The 16,232-nt window shown below is 69.7% G+C and carries 10 protein-coding genes, 1 tRNA gene and 1 pseudogene; 7 read left to right on the top strand and 5 right to left on the bottom strand.

Features of this window, described 5'->3' with window-relative positions; all coding sequences use genetic code 11:
* The first annotated feature begins 7 nt into the window (after window positions 1-7).
* Entirely contained in the window at window positions 8-1,342 is a 1,335-nt protein-coding gene (locus tag OG622_RS48415) for a glutamate-1-semialdehyde 2,1-aminomutase (protein ID WP_371583710.1), read from the top strand.
* Between the two features lie 32 nt (window positions 1,343-1,374).
* Here the strand turns inward: OG622_RS48415 and OG622_RS48410 are convergent, their stop codons facing one another.
* On the bottom strand, window positions 1,375-2,052 hold the full coding sequence (locus OG622_RS48410) for a phosphatase PAP2 family protein (protein ID WP_371583708.1): 678 nt from the start codon (window positions 2,050-2,052) through the stop codon (window positions 1,375-1,377).
* Window positions 2,053-2,096: 44 nt separating this feature from the next.
* Between OG622_RS48410 and OG622_RS48405 the strand changes: the two genes are divergently transcribed.
* The 5 genes from OG622_RS48405 to OG622_RS48385 all read left to right on the top strand — a co-directional run bounded on the left by OG622_RS48405 (window position 2,097) and on the right by OG622_RS48385 (window position 9,386).
* Window positions 2,097-2,717: a hypothetical protein gene (locus OG622_RS48405; protein WP_371583706.1), complete on the top strand. Its 621-nt coding sequence runs from the start codon at window positions 2,097-2,099 to the stop codon at window positions 2,715-2,717.
* Window positions 2,718-3,443: 726 nt separating this feature from the next.
* On the top strand, window positions 3,444-3,863 hold the full coding sequence (locus OG622_RS48400) for a GntR family transcriptional regulator (RefSeq protein WP_371583705.1): 420 nt from the start codon (window positions 3,444-3,446) through the stop codon (window positions 3,861-3,863).
* Window positions 3,864-3,905: 42 nt separating this feature from the next.
* Window positions 3,906-4,847, top strand: a complete 942-nt coding sequence (locus OG622_RS48395) for an ABC transporter ATP-binding protein (RefSeq protein ID WP_371584450.1) — start codon at window positions 3,906-3,908, stop codon at window positions 4,845-4,847.
* Entirely contained in the window at window positions 4,844-5,866 is a 1,023-nt protein-coding gene (locus tag OG622_RS48390; RefSeq protein ID WP_371583704.1) for an ABC transporter, read from the top strand. Before OG622_RS48395 ends, OG622_RS48390 begins: the two co-directional genes overlap by 4 nt.
* Before the next feature lie 139 nt (window positions 5,867-6,005).
* Window positions 6,006-9,386 carry a S8 family peptidase gene (locus OG622_RS48385; protein ID WP_371583702.1) on the top strand — a complete coding sequence of 1,127 codons (3,381 nt, stop codon included), beginning with the start codon at window positions 6,006-6,008 and terminating at the stop codon, window positions 9,384-9,386.
* Window positions 9,387-9,673: 287 nt separating this feature from the next.
* Here OG622_RS48385 and OG622_RS48380 read toward each other — a convergent pair.
* The 3 genes from OG622_RS48380 to OG622_RS48370 form a co-directional block, all read right to left on the bottom strand.
* Window positions 9,674-9,747: transfer RNA gene (locus tag OG622_RS48380), tRNA-Met, on the bottom strand.
* Between the two features lie 317 nt (window positions 9,748-10,064).
* Entirely contained in the window at window positions 10,065-11,252 is a 1,188-nt protein-coding gene (locus tag OG622_RS48375; RefSeq protein ID WP_371583700.1) for a N(5)-(carboxyethyl)ornithine synthase, read from the bottom strand.
* A gap of 1,207 nt (window positions 11,253-12,459) precedes the next feature.
* Window positions 12,460-13,386: a S8 family peptidase gene (locus tag OG622_RS48370; RefSeq protein WP_371584449.1), complete on the bottom strand. Its 927-nt coding sequence runs from the start codon at window positions 13,384-13,386 to the stop codon at window positions 12,460-12,462.
* Window positions 13,387-13,909: 523 nt separating this feature from the next.
* On the opposite strand from OG622_RS48370, the pseudogene OG622_RS48365 reads away from it, so the two are divergent.
* Window positions 13,910-14,086: pseudogene (locus OG622_RS48365) on the top strand (PfkB family carbohydrate kinase); the annotation flags it as partial.
* A gap of 114 nt (window positions 14,087-14,200) precedes the next feature.
* On the opposite strand, the gene OG622_RS48360 reads toward OG622_RS48365, so the two are convergent.
* Window positions 14,201-15,778 (bottom strand): ISL3 family transposase, encoded by a 1,578-nt coding sequence (locus OG622_RS48360; RefSeq protein ID WP_371583698.1) that lies wholly within the window; start codon window positions 15,776-15,778, stop codon window positions 14,201-14,203.
* Window positions 15,779-16,232 lie beyond the last annotated feature (454 nt).

Here is a 16,232-nt window from a genome sequence, read left to right as displayed (position 1 = left end):
GGTCCGCGTGGACACCGAACCCACCGAAGAGTTCCTCCTGCCCCGGTCGCGGACGGCGAACGAACGGCTGCACGCCCTGATCCCCGGGGGCGCGCACACCTACGCCAAGGGCGACGACCAGTACCCCGAGAACCTGGCCCCGGTCATCAGCCACGGCCGCGGTGCCCACGTGTGGGACATCGACGGCAACCGCTACGTCGAGTACGGCTCCGGGCTGCGGTCGGTCAGCCTCGGCCACGCCCACCCACGCGTGATCGAGGCGGTGCGACGGGAACTCGACCGCGGCAGCAACTTCGTCCGGCCGTCCATCGTGGAGGTCGAAGCGGCGGAACGCTTCCTGGCCACGGTGCCGACCGCCGAGATGGTGAAGTTCGCGAAGAACGGCTCCGACGCCACCACCGCCGCGGTGCGCCTCGCCCGCGCCGCCACCGGGCGCCCACGGGTGGCCATCTGCGCCGACCACCCGTTCTTCTCCACCGACGACTGGTTCATCGGCACCACGCCGATGTCCGCCGGCATTCCGGCGGCGACCGACGAACTGACCGTGGCGTTCCCTTACGGGGACCTGGCCGCCACGGAGGAGTTGCTCACCCGGTACCAGGACGAGGTCGCCTGCCTGATCCTCGAACCCGCAACCCACACCGAGCCTCCGCCCGGGTACCTCGCCGGCCTGCGCGAGCTGGCCGACCGGCACGGCTGCGTCCTGGTGTTCGACGAAATGATCACCGGTTTCCGCTGGTCCGAGGCGGGCGCCCAGGGCCTGTACGGCGTCGCCCCCGACCTTTCCACGTTCGGCAAGGCGCTGGGCAACGGATGCGCCGTCTCCGCGCTGGCCGGGCGCCGCGATCTGATGGAGCTGGGCGGGCTGCGCCACTCCGGCGACCGGGTGTTCCTGCTGTCCACCACGCACGGTGCGGAGACGCACTCCCTGGCAGCGGCGATGGCCGTGCAGACCATCTATGTCGAAGAGGGCGTCACGGCGCGGCTGCACGCCCTCGGCGAGCGGTTGGCCGCCGGTGTCCGCGACGCAGCTGCCGGCATGGGCGTCGGCGACCACATCGTCGTCCGGGGCCGGGCCAGCAACCTGGTCTTCGCCACCCTCGACGAGAACGGGCAGCCGTCGCAGGAGTACCGCACCCTGTTCCTGCGCCGGCTCCTCGCGGGCGGGGTGCTGGCCCCGTCGTTCGTGGTGAGCAGCGCACTCAGCGAAGCCGACATCGATCACACCGTCGACGTGGTGGCCCAGGCATGTGCGGTGTACCGGAAGGCACTGGACGCCGCCGACCCCACCCCTTGGCTGGCCGGTCGACCGGTGAAGCCCGTATTCCGCCGCTTGGCCTGACGTGCCGTGCCGCAACGTGACGTCAGCGACGCTCAGGCCGGCCGACCGGCGTCGGCCATCCGGTCGACCAGCCGGTCAGCCGTCCGGTCGACCAGCCACGCGGTCGCCGGTATCACCGCCAGCGCGGTGCACCAGCCGCCGAGGACGTCGGTCGGGTAGTGCGCGCCGAGGGCGACCTGTGCCCAGCCCATGGCCCCGCCCGCGACCAGCGCCGCGGCGAGCACGAGTAGTGCGCCGGCCGTCCTGCCGAGGCCGAGTCGGCCGGTCGCGAACAGCGCCACCACGAGGGCGAGCGCGGTGAGGAAGGCGGTGTGGCCGCTCGGGTAGGACAGGTTGTCTTCGCCGTGGATGGTGCGTCCCACCAGGGACTTGAGCAGCGTCGCCGTCCCCACGGTCGTGGCGGTGCCGGCGACGACCAGCACCGCCGCGCGAGGACAGCGAAGCAGCAGGCAGCCCGTCACGGCGGCCACGACCAGCGTCGCCGCTCCCACGGGCTCCCCCAGGAAGTCCGTGGCCAGAGCGACGTGCCGCCACGGCGGCCCCGCACCGTCCACTACCGCCCAGATCCGCGCGTCCACCCTGCCGGGCTCGCTGTCGCCGGCGTACAGGACCCCGACCACGACGACCACCAGGGCGGCGAGGGCCGCCATCAGCCCGAGCCACGCACGCAGCGACGGAGGCAGCACCGCGGGCCCCGACCGGCCGGTCACACGCCCACCGCGTCCGGTCGACCGGCGGTGCTTCGCCGTGACCGGTGGATGGTGTTCCGGATCTTGACTTCCTGAGGCAGGGTGAGAGCGCGGCCCTTCATCCGACCGGTGGGCGGCAACGAATCAGCGGCTTCATGTTTCCCCTGCTCCAAACCCTCTTGTTGTTTCCGGACGACTCCGGTGACCGTGAGTCCCGGCACCCCACGGCCCAGGTGTCCCCTCAGTACCTCGGCTTCCACGGGCAGTTCGGGTACGGCATTGTCGTGGCCGTCGCCGCCAGGGCCGATGAGCGCGTGTACCACCCGCCGCACACCGTGCCCTACCGGCCCGCTCGCGCCTCGACCCCCTATGTGGTGGCGGTCGAACCGAACACCCCGTTCATGACCGAGACGGGGAACAACCCGCACACCGTCGCAGACCATCCGGCAGATGCGACGCACCTCCCCCTCCCGTCGTATCCGAATCGGCCGTGCGGGAGCCCTCAGCCTGTGCGGTCCCGAACTCGCGCCGGCCTGTCCATCACCATGGCCAAGGGCATCGAAATCAGTCTCACCCGCCACCTTAACCAACAAGGCGGTAGCGGCAAGACGCCAATTGGAAAGTCCGAGTGTCCACACCGGCCACGGAGTGTCACCGAAACCGCGAGCATGCCGCGTCGTGAATGACGCCCTCCCGCGGGCCTCGACTTGGAGCCAGGGCACGTTGTCGGCACCGTCGGTCGCGGCTCGCGGGCGTGCGGCTGCGTCTGGAGCCGTGGGCAACCGGGCGGCCGCGTTGGGTATGCATGCGTGCCGAAGCCGAGGAAGCCGGGCTCGGAGACGGCCAGGGCCGTGGCGGCACGCTCCAGGTCCACTCACTCGGCTCGCGCCCTGCTGATGGGCGTTCAGCAGCGGGTTGGGCTTGGCCGAACCGGTCAGGAGTGCCTTCAGCCGGGCTCCGCTCCAGTCCGGGTGCTGCTGGAGCACCCGGGGCGGCGGCGCCAGCGACGTGCGGGGAGGCCATCGACCTGCCGGAGTACGACACGTACGGTTCGGCGCCCCGAAACATGTTCGCGATTGCTAATCACGCCGGAGCGGATTGTGTTCCGGCCGGAGAAATACACCTCCGCTGGAAAGATGAAGGCGAAGCCGCTCCCAGCGTGAACAATGGTCATCAATTGGGCAATCCACCATCCCGCTTGATCCACATCACCCTGCCAACCCGGGCAGGCCCGACGGTCACCCGATCTGTCCACATAGCGTTCGATGCATTGCCGTCGAGAACACACCCGCACCGACAGCGACACCCGGCCGCAAGCAACGCGCTACGGCTCGCCGTCGGCGCCCCGAGCTGTGGGCTTTGACAGGTCCGCGATCGATGCTCCATCATCATTTCACTAGTCGACTAGTGAAATGGTGGTGAAGGGGTTGGAGTTCCGCATCGACAGGCGGAGCGGGGTCGCCGCCTATCAGCAGATCGTTCAGCAGACCAAGCAGGCGTTGCGGCTCGGTGTACTCGGGCCCGGCGATCAGTTGCCCACGGCCAAGGCGGTTGCCCAGACCTCCGCGGTCAACCCCAACACCACGCTCAAGGCGTACCGCGAACTGGAGCGGGAGGGCCTGGTCGAAGCGCGACCGGGACTGGGGACCTTCGTGCGTCAGTCGCTTGCTCGTCCCCAGGCGGGGGCTGATTCGCCGCTGCGCGGCGAGTTGGCGGACTGGATGGACCGGGCCCGCGAGGCGGGTCTTGAGCAGGACGACGTGACCGCTCTGGTCACGTCGGTGATGGAGGAGCGGTACGCCGGGACCAGGCCTGCCACCGAACACGAGTGACCAGCGACAACAGCGACAACAGGAACAAGGGGAACACGCATGATGAGCTACGAAACGGGTTACGGGGGGTCGGCGGAAACCGCCGCGATAGAAGCCCGCGGGGTCGGCCGGAAGTACCGCCGGGGCTGGGCGCTCCGGGACTGCTCCTTCCGGCTGCCTGCAGGGCGGATCTGCGGTCTGGTGGGTCCCAACGGAGCCGGCAAGACCACGCTGATGGCCATCGCCGCCAACCTGTTGGAGCCGACCACCGGCACCCTGCGGGTGTTCGGAGAGGCCCCGGAGTCCGCGGAGGCCACTCGGCGGACCGCTTTCCTCGCCCAGGAGAAGCCCCTGTTCCGGCGCTTCACCGTCGCCGAGACCTTGCGCATGGGCCGCGAACTGAACCCCGGCTGGGACCAGCGGGCCGCCGAGAACATCGTCCGCGCGGGCAATGTGCCCTTCGACGCGAAGATCGGCACACTCTCCGGCGGCCAGCGCACCCGGGTGGCCTTCGCCGTCTCCTTCGGTAAGCGTCCCGACCTGCTGCTCCTCGACGAGCCGATGTCCGACCTCGACCCACTGGTACGCCACGAGTTGATGGGCACGCTGCTGGCCGAGGCCGCCGAGCGCGGCACCACCGTGCTGATGTCCACGCACATGCTCGCCGAGCTGGAGAACACCTGCGACTACCTGCTGGTCATCGCGGGCGGCGGACTGCGCCTGGCCGGTGAGGTCGACGAACTGCGCACCGCCCACGCCGTGCTGACCGGGGTCCACTCCGACGGACGGACGCCCCCGGAACTGGCATACCACACCGTCGTCGAAACCCGTACCAGCGGACGGCAGTTCACCTCACTGGTACGCCCCGACGGGCCGGTCACGGGCCCCTGGGAGGCGAGCACCCCGAACCTGGAGGAACTCCTGCTCGCCTATCTGCGCTCGCCCGAGGCCCCGCCCCTGATCAGTCCCAGCTCCTACGTCGCCCCCCAGGCGGTGGCGGCATGAGCACGATGACCAACACCGACAGCACCCTCTCCGACTCCGACTCCGCCGGCGCCGAAGCCGGCCGTGGTCGTGGCCGCGGCCTCCGGCTCAGCGGCATGAACTGGCTCGTCTGGCGACAGCATCGCGCCGCCTACTGGACGATGCTGACCGCCACCGCGATCACCGTGGCGGTGTTCGTCTACCAGCGCCACGAGATGATCACGTACCTCGGCGGGTACGGCTACCCCGACCTCAAGTCCGGCTGGGAGGCCAAGTTCGACCATGATCCGCTCAACGTGGCCGCCATGATGCTCGGGTTCCTGCCCGTCCTGATCGGTGTCTTCGTCGGAGCGCCCCTGCTCGCCGGCGACCTGGAGAACGGCACCGCCAAGCTGGTCAACGCGCAGTCCGTCAGCCGCGTTCGCTGGCTCGCCACCAAGCTCGGGGTGACCGCGCTCGTGGTCGTGGTGTGCACCACGGCGCTCTCCGCCGCGTTCACCTGGTGGTGGTCGCCCGTCAAGTCGTCGTCGTACTTCACGAGTTGGACCGACGGTCCCGTTTTCGACAACAGTGGACCCGTGCCTGTGGCGCTCTCCCTGCTCACCGTCGTCGGTGGCGTGGCGATCGGCATGCTGCTGCGCCGGACCCTGCTGTCCATGGTCGTCACCCTGGGCTTCACCGTCGCCGTGCAGATGGTCTGGTCGTACTTCCGACTGTCCCTCGCCAACGTCGTCACGGTCACCAGCCACAACGGTGTCGGGGACAACTCCACGCCGAACGTGCCCGACGGCGCCCACCAGCTGGACGAGTCCTACCTCACCGCCTCCGGTGACCTCATCGGCTGGGGCAGCTGCGCCGAGGCAACGGAGAAGGCCCGCGACGCCTGCCTGGACAAGGCACAGGTCGTCGGCTGGTCGGTCGACTACATCCCGATCTCCCAGATGTCGTCCATGCAGTGGCTCGGCTCCTCGATCCTGCTGGCCCTGACCGCCGGCATCGTGGTGTTCGTCATCCTCTGGGGTCGTAAGCGTCTCGTCTGACATCTGTCCGGCATCTTCCGGCATCTGTCCGAGCGCCTCGTCCGACCCGATCCTCCTCGCGGTTCTCTCTCGCAGTTTCCTCTCTGGATCTCTCTCCGTACGCGGCCGAGCGGCCACAGCGTCGCTCCGCCGCGCCCCGATGCTGCCCCGAACCTGCGAACAAACCGCCATGAACCATATGGAAAGGCTTGACTTGAAGTCGCACAAGCACAGGAGACGAGCGGTCACCACCGTCCCGTTGGCGGCCGCCCTGGTGGCGGCGCTCGGCGCCGGGCTGCTGGCGAGCACGCCCGACAACGCCGAGGCCGCGCCCTCCACCGGTACCGGCACCCCCGCCAGGACCGTCACCCTCGTCACCGGCGACCGGGTGACCCTCGACGCCAAGGGCAAGGTCACCGGCGTGGTGGCAGCCAAGGGCCGCGAGGGTATGGGCTTCCGCGTCCAGCAGGCCGCGGGCCACGCGTACGTCCTGCCGCGCGACGCCGAACCGCTGATCGCGAACGGGACCGCCGACCGACGGCTGTTCGACGTGACGCAGCTGGTGAGTTCGCGCTACGACGACGCCCGCCGCGCCGACCTGCCGCTGATCGTCACCTACGACAAGGGCAGGTCCGTATCGGCGAGTACGTTCCGCGGCTCGGGCGCGACCGTCCGGCGGGATCTGCCGAGCATCAACGGTGACGCCGTGCGCGCCCGTAAGTCCGGGGGCTCCGCGCTGTGGGAGACCCTCACCAGCGCGACCGGCTCCGCGAAGGTCAAAAAGATCTGGCTGGACGGCAAGGTCAGGGCGACCCTGGACAGGAGCGTGCCGCAGATCGGCGCGCCCGCGGCACACGCGGCGGGATACGACGGCAAGGGCGTCAAGGTCGCCGTCCTCGACACCGGCGTCGACGCCACGCACCCGGACCTCAAGGACCGGATCGACGAGGCGAAGAACTTCTCCACCGCCGCGGACACCGTCGACCGTGCGGGCCACGGCACACACGTGGCCTCGACGATCGCGGGCTCCGGGGCCGCGTCCCCCGCGGGCGCGAAGTACGCGGGCGTCGCGCCCGGCGCCCGGCTCCTGGTCGGCAAGGTGCTCGACGACTCCGGCGAGGGCGACGACTCCGGCGTCATCGCCGGCATGCAGTGGGCCGTCGCGCGGGGCGCCAAGGTCGTCAACCTGAGCCTGGGCGGCACCGACACCCCCGGCATCGACCCCGTCGAGCAGGCCGTCAACGACCTGTCGGCAAGCTCCGGCGCCCTGTTCGTCATAGCCGCCGGCAACGAGGGCCCGGGAGAGGGCACCATCGGCACCCCCGGCAGCGCGGCCTCCGCGCTCACCGTCGGCGCGGTCGACCGCGAGGACGCCATCGCCGAGTTCTCCAGCCGCGGCCCCACGGCCGACGGCTTCCTCAAGCCCGACGTCACCGCGCCGGGCGTGGACATCGTCGCCGCCAAGGCCGCCGAAGGCGACATGGGCGACCCCGCCGCCGACGGCTATGTCTCCATGAGCGGTACGTCGATGGCGACCCCGCACGTGGCGGGCGCCGCGGCGATCCTGGCGCAGCAGCACCCGGACTGGACGGGCCCGCAGATCAAGGCCGCCCTCACCGCCTCCGCGAAGCCGACCGACGCCACCTCCGCGTACATCCAGGGCACCGGCCGGGTGGACGTCGCCAGGGCGATCACCCAGCAGCTCACCAGCAGTCCGACCGCGCTGGGCTTCGGGACACAGGCGTACCCCCACACCGACGACCGACCCGTCACCAAGGAGGTCACGTACCGCAACGCGGGCACCGAGCCGGTCACCCTCGACCTGGCCACCGAGGCCTACGGCAACGACGGAAAGCCCGCGGCCGAGGGCCTGTTCACGGTCTCCCCGCAGCGGCTCACCGTCCCGGCGGGCGGTGAGGCGACCGCCACCGTGACCACCGACACCCGCGTGGGAACGGCCGAAGGCAGCTTCGGAGGCTCGCTGACCGCCACCACCGCCGACGGCACGACGACCGCGCGCACCTCCCTGGGCGTAGTCCGCGAGGTCGAGTCGTACGACCTGACCATCAAGCACCTCGACCTCAAGGGCAAGGCCCTCGGCGACGCCTTGACGAGTATCTACGGCCTGGACAACGACGTCTGGACGGAGGCCTCCGACGAGAAGGACGGCGAGGTCACCATCCGTCTGCCGAAGGGGCGTTACGCCCTGGAAGGCGTGCTCCGCACCGTCAGCACCGGAGGGTCCGTGCTGCTGTACCCGAAGTTCGCGCTGACCAAGGACACGACCCTGGTCATGGACGCCCGGAAGACGAAGCCCGTCAAGATCACCGTGCCGGACGGCGCGGCCAAGCCCGCGGGCGCGATGTTCTTCTTCCACGTCGACGTCAACAACAAGCCGTACACCTCTCTGTACGGCGCCCCCTCCTTCGGCAGCATCCGCGTCGGACAGCTCGGTGCCCCGGCGCCGGCCGCCGAGGTGTCCGCGATGTACCACGGCATCTGGACCCACAAGGCCGTCAACTACCGGCTGGCCTGGAACCGTACGGGTGACCTGTCCGGCTTCACCAAGAACGTCAAGCGCTCGCAGCTCACCAAGGTCAAGGTCGTCGTCGGGACACCGGTCAAGGGCAAGACGGCGCACGTCTGGGCCGCGCCGCTGATGCCCGGCGGCTTCTACAACCCCTTCTGGACCGAGGGCCGCCTGCCGCTGACCGGCACCGACTACGTACTGCCCAACGGAATCAAGTGGTTCTACCAGGCCAGCCAGCTCGGCGCCCCCGATGCCGAGGGCGACCCGACCTGGGAGAGCAGACAGGCCGGCCCGGCCAGGGCGTACGCGGCGGGCCGGGACTACACCCAGCGCTTCAACATCGGCGTCTTCGGCCCGTCCCTCCCTTCGAGCGCCCCGACGAACGGCGAGGACCGGCCCGGAGCGGTCCGCAGCGGCGACACCTTCGCCGCGTACATGCCGCTGTTCTCCGACGGCGTCGGCAACCAGGGCACCTCCGCCCACACCAAGGCCAAGAGCTCCCTCTACGCCGACGGCAAGAAGATCTTCGCCGTGAACGACGAGCTGAACGGCGACTCGTACACGGTTCCCGCGGGCAAGCGCACGTACAAGCTCGCCGTGGACGTCTCCCGCGCTCCGGCACAGTCCGCGGTCAGCACCCGTACGACGGCCGCCTGGACCTTCACCTCGGCGCACGTCTCCGGTGACAAGGCCAAGCGGCTCCCGCTGACGGTCGTCCGTTACACGCCCAGCCTGTCGACGGCCAGTACCGCCAAGGCCGGTACGACCCTCACCGTGCCCTTCGCCCTCCAGGGCGCGGCCACCAAGGTCGACACGCTGCGCAAACTGGCCTTCGCCGTCTCCTACGACGACGGCAGGACCTGGAAGAAGACCACCGCCGTGAACGGCAAGCAGCTCAAGCTGCGCAGCCCCGCCAAGCCCGGCCCGGTCTCGCTGCGCGTCAGCCTCACCGACGCCGACGGCAACACCCTGACCCAGACCATCCACCGCGCCTACCGCACCAGCAAGTAAGAAGGTTCGACACGTAGTTGGCCCCGGGCCGGTGTGACCAGCCGGACGACCGGCCGGGGCCGTCTACGCTGCGGACACACCCAGTTCGGAGTGCCGCGCAACAGCACACGTCCAGGAAATCACCGCTTTGCACCCCGCCGCCGGCCGCGAGAAGCAGATGGGCGACAGGCGGTGGAGGTGTCCCACGCGAGATCCCGGGCTCAGCAGACATTCGCTCCGGCACCCAGGCCAACGTCGCACGTCGCGCTTCATGCAGAAGGGCCCGGTCGCCCGGGCCCTTCTTTTCGTAGCGGGGACAGGATTTGAACCTGCGACCTCTGGGTTATGAGCCCAGCGAGCTACCGAGCTGCTCCACCCCGCGTCGGTTCCTCCACTCTACACACCCACCGAGCGGACCGGGGCGAATATGGAGCCGGCCCGGAGACATGTGAGGAACGACGCAGCCCGGGTCCAACGACGGCCGGCTCGGCGCCCTGCGGCTTGAGCCGGGCCGACGGCGCCGTACGGTGACGGCCGCCAGGTCCAGCGCCGTGGGCGGCGGGCCCAGTCTCCGCGGCTGGAAGCGCTCTTTTCCTGCTTCCGGGCATGCGGCTGGGGTGGGTGAGTCGGCCGGTCGCCGCCTGGGCGAGCCGGCCGGCGACCGGCCGATGGGCTTCGCTCAGGTCCTGATCAGATCAATCAGATGGATGATCTCTGGAGCTTTGAGTTCAGCGGGTTCGCCGGGACCTCCAGGGCATGGGGGTGGCCGGCTTGCCGGTGCTGGAAGGAGAGGATCTTCGGGTTCTGGATGACGCCGTCGCGGATCTCGATGGCCTTTCTGAGCGTCACGTCGCGGTCCCATGCCACAGGACCGCTCATGACCTTGCGCAGATAGGGAAGGAGCGCCTCGCTGATTTCCCAGGTGGCGGAGTTCCACAGGTGGGAGGGGCTGTGATCCACCGCGTAATAGTGGCTTCCCTGCCCCACCGTGAGCATGGGCTCACCGAAGGTGGTCGGGCGAGCCCATTCGAAGCCCATGCCCTCGTCGCAGGCGACGTCGATGAAGAAGGTCCCCGGCCGGAACAGGGCGAGTTCCTCTTCGGTCACGAACATGAGCGGCGCGTCGGTGTCCTGCAGGACGCAGTTGACGATGATGTCGAACCCGGCCAGATACTCCGCCAGCGGCACGGAACCGGCCCCGGTGGAGGCCCGCAGGCGCGTCGGATCGTCCTCCTGCTCCTCGAAGTGGCCCATCACGACCGATGGCATCGGTGAGGCCACCGCTGCGGCGGCGCGCTGGGTGAGCACCGTGACATCGGAAACCCCCATGGCACCCAGGCCAGTGACCGCTCCGCGCGCCGTGGCACCGAAGCTGATGACCGCCGCGCGCAGGCGGCGCCCGTAGCTGCCGGTCAGCCCGCCGAGCTGCAGGGCGTGCAGCACCGAGCAGTAGCCGGCGAGCTCGTTGTTCTTGTGGAACACATGGACGCTGAAAGCGCCTGCGGAGGTCCAGTGGTTCATGGCTTCCCAGGCGATCAGGGTCAGCCGTCGGTCAATGGCGATCTGAGTCATCTTCTCGTCCTGCACGCAGTGGGGCCAGCCCCACAGCACCTGCCCCTCCCGCAGCTCGGCGATGTCGTCGTGCATCGGTTTGGGCAGCAGCAGAACGTCACATTCGGCGAGGAGTTCCGCACGGGACCGCAGGCCCGCCACGAGTGGTCGCAGCGCGTCGTCGGCGACGCCGAACCGTAGGCCGTAGCCCTGTTCGAGGAAGATCCTCTCGCGTACGTCCGGGGCGATCCGTTCGAGGTGGCTGGGATGCAACGGCAGCCGGAACTCGTTCTCCTTGCGCGAGGAGGCGAGTACTCCGAGGCTCAACAGGCTCATGTGGGGCGGCTCATTTCCGACCGGACGCGATGCGCTCCGGGATTGCCGTTCCCCGAGGGCGACGCCGAAATGGATGACGGCGTGCGAGGTGCACTCGGTACCGCCACCGTACTCCCGTCCCGAGCCCAGAGGCTGCGAGGCCGACACCCCCTGCGAGCGGCTGTGAAATCCCGTGGCCATGCTCCAGGCAGGCAGGCAGGCAGGCAGGCAGTGGCGATCTGCCCACTGCGCGTGGCCAACCCGATGAAGTCCACCATCGACAAGCAATGTGCGATCTTGGTCTCCCTCCACACTCCTCGGCCTTGAACGCACCCGCTGCCGTCGTAGTGAAGCCGGTCGAGGGCGACGGTCACCTCGGTCCATGGCCAGGTGCGGGCCGAGCCGGGGCCGATACCGCCGTCCGCTGGTGACCAGCTGGCCGGTGGTGGAGACCAGCCACAGACGGTCCTCGCAGCAGGCCCGGCGGCGGTGCCGCAGATTCAACTCGGCCATCACGCGCTTGGCTTGGCGTGGTCTCCTCATCGGCCTCGCCGCGGCACACGGCAAGCTCGAACCGACTACCTCAAGTTCTCCCCGGCCGACCCATTCCAGGTGGCGCAGGCCATGGCCGCCTGACGCGGCGAGCCCGCCCGGTAGGTCAGCGTGTGCGTAGTCGGGGAGGCGGATCACCTGTGTGCGGGTGTTCTCGGGACGTTGGCTGCGAGCATGTCCAGTATCGACACGGTGACACCAACGGCCCGTGACCTGAGGTGTCTTCAGCTGCCTGCTGTCGCCTGATTCCGGCCCGGCTGACCCTCGTTTCAGACCAAAGCTTCCAGGAGAGCCACGCCAATGTCACCCTGCGGGACACCCCGGCGCCTGTCTCCTGACAAGCGGAGGATCACTGGTCGGAGGGAAACGGTGCCCGGCACCCCGCGCGACAAGGTCAGCGAGGGAATGTGCTCAATTCCTGGCCGGACAAGCTGCGGGTGGCCGGCTCCCTGGCCACCAAGCAGGTCCGGGCTACGGCTTGCCGCAGATGTTCGGCCGCGAGGGCCCACACGCCGCTGCGCAGGCATTCGCCGAGTACAGGCGGCGCCAAGAGGCGCACGCCGCCTGTGACAGGAGGAAGACGATGGTGTGGGCGCGGTGGCGGCGCGACTTGCGCCTGCCGTTCCGGTGAGGCGCAGCGCTTGCGTAACCGTGCGACCGGGGCGGCCGGGGCAGGTCAGATGCCGCCGGTGTTGAGCAGCCGGTTGGGAGTGTCGGAGCGGACGCCGCGCACGACACCACGGGTGGCCGTCTGGTCGAGCCAGACGTGGACCTGGCGTGCCGTCGCGTGGGGGTGCGCCGACAAATACAGCGCGATCACGCCGGTCGCATGCGGCGCGGCCCACGACGTCGCGCCGCCGATCTCCTTGGTCGTACCGCCGCCGGCGAGGGCGGCGGTCACCTTCTGGCCGGGGGCGTACAGGTCCACGCACCGTCCGTAACCCGATCCGTAGGAGCCGGTGTCGCTCCACACACGGTCGTTCGAGGTGGAGGCCGCCACGACGATCGTGCCGGGGACGCCGGCCGGGGAATGCTTGCAGGCGTCGTCATTGAAGTTGCCGGCCGACACCACTGTCGGGATCCCCGCGTCGACCATCTTCTTCACGGCGGAGTCCACAGCCGCCGACCGGCGGTCGAAGTTGAGCGACATGTTCACCACCGCCGGCTTCTGCGCGTGTGCGATGACCCACTTGACCGACTTCACCACGGCCGCCTCGGCCGCCGCCGGGGTACCGCCGCCCTGGCTCTCGCACAGGATGCCCTGGACGCGTACCAGCTCCGCCTTGGGCGCCACCCCGTACTTCGCCCCGCCGATGATGCCCGCGACGAACGTGCCGTGGCCGACGCCCTCCTCGCTGAAGCAGTCACCGGAGTCCTTCGGGCCCACGAAGTCGGCGCCGAGGCGGGCGCGTCCACCGAACTCCTTGTGAGCGATGTCCATCCCGGTATCGATCACATAGACGTGAACGCCCTTGCCCCTGGCGGTGGTGGTCAACTTCCCGTTCAGCGGCCTCGACCTCTGGTCCAGGATGTCCAGGTTCCACGGCACCTGCCGGGTGATGGGCGACGCGGCGGTCCGCGCGACACCGGACAAGCTCCCCACCTTACCGGGAGACGTCGGCGCCGAGCCGGACGACGCCCCGCCCTCAAAGGGCGCCCCCGACTCCACCGTCCCGTGCGCGGGCAGCGACCCACCTCTCCCATCGGCCGCCGCGTCGGCTTCCCCGCCGCAGGCCGAGGCCCCGAGCACCGTCGCCATGGCCACCAACAACAGACCGGCCTTCGTTACGTTCCGCGTCACAACGTCCCCCATTTCCCCGCTTCGTGCACAGTCAGCGCACAAGACGACCACAGAGGGCGGGCGGTTCCGGAGGAGGTTGGGGGCAGGTCTGCTCACACGCTCGACGGGACCCCGTCAGGCCGCTGGACGCCTCGCCCGCGGCGAGGAGTTTGCCCACGTCGTGACGGGGAGCCGGGCAGCGTTTTTCGAGCCCACCCGTCGCTCGGCCGACGCATCCCTCTGTGAACACACCCTCCGACGCGTCCGATCCTGCGCCTGCCACGCATCTCCCTGCGCAAGCAATTGACTTGACATTCAGACAAGGCCCGTCGTGCTCATCTGTCGCACGCCAGTCGCAGTGGCCGCCGCGCGCTACGGCCGCTCCGCTTCATGGTCACCAAAACGGGCCGCGTCCCGTTCGGAGACTTCGTCCGGCAGGCGCTGGAGGGGTACAACGTCGACGTCGGCTTCGTCGGGACGTCGGACACGGCTCCGACACTGGCCGGTGACGTTCTGCGAGATCCGACTGGTTCAAGTCCTACCTCAGCGTGATGCACCTGATCGCCGCCCTCGCCAACTTGGCTTTGTAGGTGAGAGTTGGGCTCTGTCACAGATCTTGGGGAGCGGTTGCGGAGGGTTACTGGAGCAGGATCATCTTGCGGAGTAGTTCGAATCCGGCGCGCCCGTAGAGTTGCCTTTTGATCTTTTTGATGCGGTTCACGGCGCCTTCGGTGCCGCCGGAGCTCCAGTGCAGGGTGAGTCCGGCGGTCACGGCGTCGAGGTCCCGGAGCAGGTGGAGGGCGAAGTTGGTGAGGCCGGGCAGCTGGCTGGCGCCCACCTCGTCGATCCAGGCGGGGAGCGTGGCGCCGAGTCGGGCGGTCATGATTTCGCCGAAGTCGCGGACGTGTCCGGCGGCGGTGTCCAGCTCGGGGCAGCGGGCCAGGACGTCCTTCAGTGCGACTCGGTCCTCCTCGCTCAGGGCCGAGGGATGCCGGGTGAGCCAGCCGGTCACCTTGCGCACCGTCGGCGGCGGAGGCGGCGCCTGCGGCGGTGCGGCGCGCAGGGGGGCGATGAACGCGCGGACCATCTGGTAGGTCACGGGGGCGTTCTCGGCGAGGAGTTCGCGGTGCAGGCGGGTGACGCTGGTGCATCCGGAGGCGAAGCGCCGTTCCAGGTAGGGCTTGTAGGGGTCGAGGCGGCTGGGCCGGGGCCGGTTCTCACGGAAGGTGTCCTGCCAGCGCGCGGCGTGTGCGTAGCGCAGCACGGTGTTGAGGCCCCAGCCCAGGTGGCGGGCGATCGCCCGGCGCGAGTGGCCCTGCGCGAGCATTTCGTGGACCTGGGCGTGCGCGGCCTTCTTGCGCTGGGCCCGCCGACCGGCGGGCTCCGGGCTGGGGTCGTTCGGCGGTGTGCCGTCCGGCGGCCCGGGTGGTGCCGGAGCGCGCAGGCACTCGCGGTGGGCGGCGACGCAGGTCTCCACGGCCCGGCCCAGGCCCTGCCACAGGTGGAACCGGTCTGCGACCTGGAGGGCGGCCGGGGCGCCGAGCCGGGCGCCTTCGGCGTAGGCGCCCGCCCGGTCCCGGCAGATGATCTCGACGCCGGGGTGAGTGGTCAGCCACGCGGCCAGTGGTCCCGCGTCGCGTGTCGGGAGGACATCGACCACACGGTGGGTTTCTCCGCAGGTCAGGACGGTGGAGTAGTTCTGGCCCCGGCGGGTGGCGAAGTCGTCCACGCCCAGCACGCGCGGTGTGCTGAGCTGCGGGTCCGGCAGTGCCATGACCCTGCGCAGCAAGGTCATCCGCCCTGCGTGTAAGCCCAGTTGGGCGGTCAGCCGGGCGCCGGCCCGTCCGGCGAGCGCGAGTCCGACGCGCTCCAGGGCGTGGTTGAGCCGCTTGGTGAAACGTGCGTACGGGACGGTCAGCCGGGCGAACGGCTCGGCGAACGTACGACGCGCGCAGTCGTTCCCACCGCAGATGAACCGCCGGACCGTCAGCCGGATCACGACGCTCTGCCCGCCGAGCGGGAGATCCTTCACCGTGCGCTGGTAGGAGTCGTGCACCCGGCCCGAGAAGCGTCCGCAGTCCGGGCACGCGGCTCCCGCCGCACGTCCTCTCGCCACCACGTCGACCGTGCCGAAGGCGACGGTCACCGCCTCGACGTCCACGTCGTCGATCCCGGCGAACACCAGCGAGTCCCAGAACGATATGTCGGCCTGCATGACCAGCACCGTCACCGGACACAGCCGACTGCGAACCTGGCCACCGCACACCTGACGGAGCGTCAACCTCGCCCGTCGGTCGGTGGGGCGTACGCCGTCTCATGCGAACCCGGGCCTTCGCAATCGAACACAGCGGTCACCCTCTGCGACCGCTCCCCAAGATCTGTGACAGAGCCGAGTTTTGACTCCACTGGGGGCCTTGCGGTGGGAGTATCGGGGTGCATCAGCTAGCCCTGGGTGGCTCAAGTGCCCGTTTCGAAGGTCGAGTTGTACGCGGCGATACGCCATGACGCTCGGGTCGAAGGACTGTCCAGCAGGGCTTTGTCGGCCAAGTACGGGGTGGGTCGCGGACGGTGGCGATGGCGCTGGAGTCGGTGTGGCCGGCGCCGCGCAAGCAGCTTCCGCCCCGGATCTCGCGCCTGGATCCGTTCAAGGCGACGATCGACGGGATCGG

Origin of the sequence: Streptomyces sp. NBC_01314 (assembly GCF_041435215.1) — a bacterium.
GTDB lineage: Bacteria > Actinomycetota > Actinomycetes > Streptomycetales > Streptomycetaceae > Streptomyces.
The sequence above is the reverse complement of the archived record's forward strand: the minus strand, read 5'-3'. Positions and strand labels throughout refer to the sequence as shown.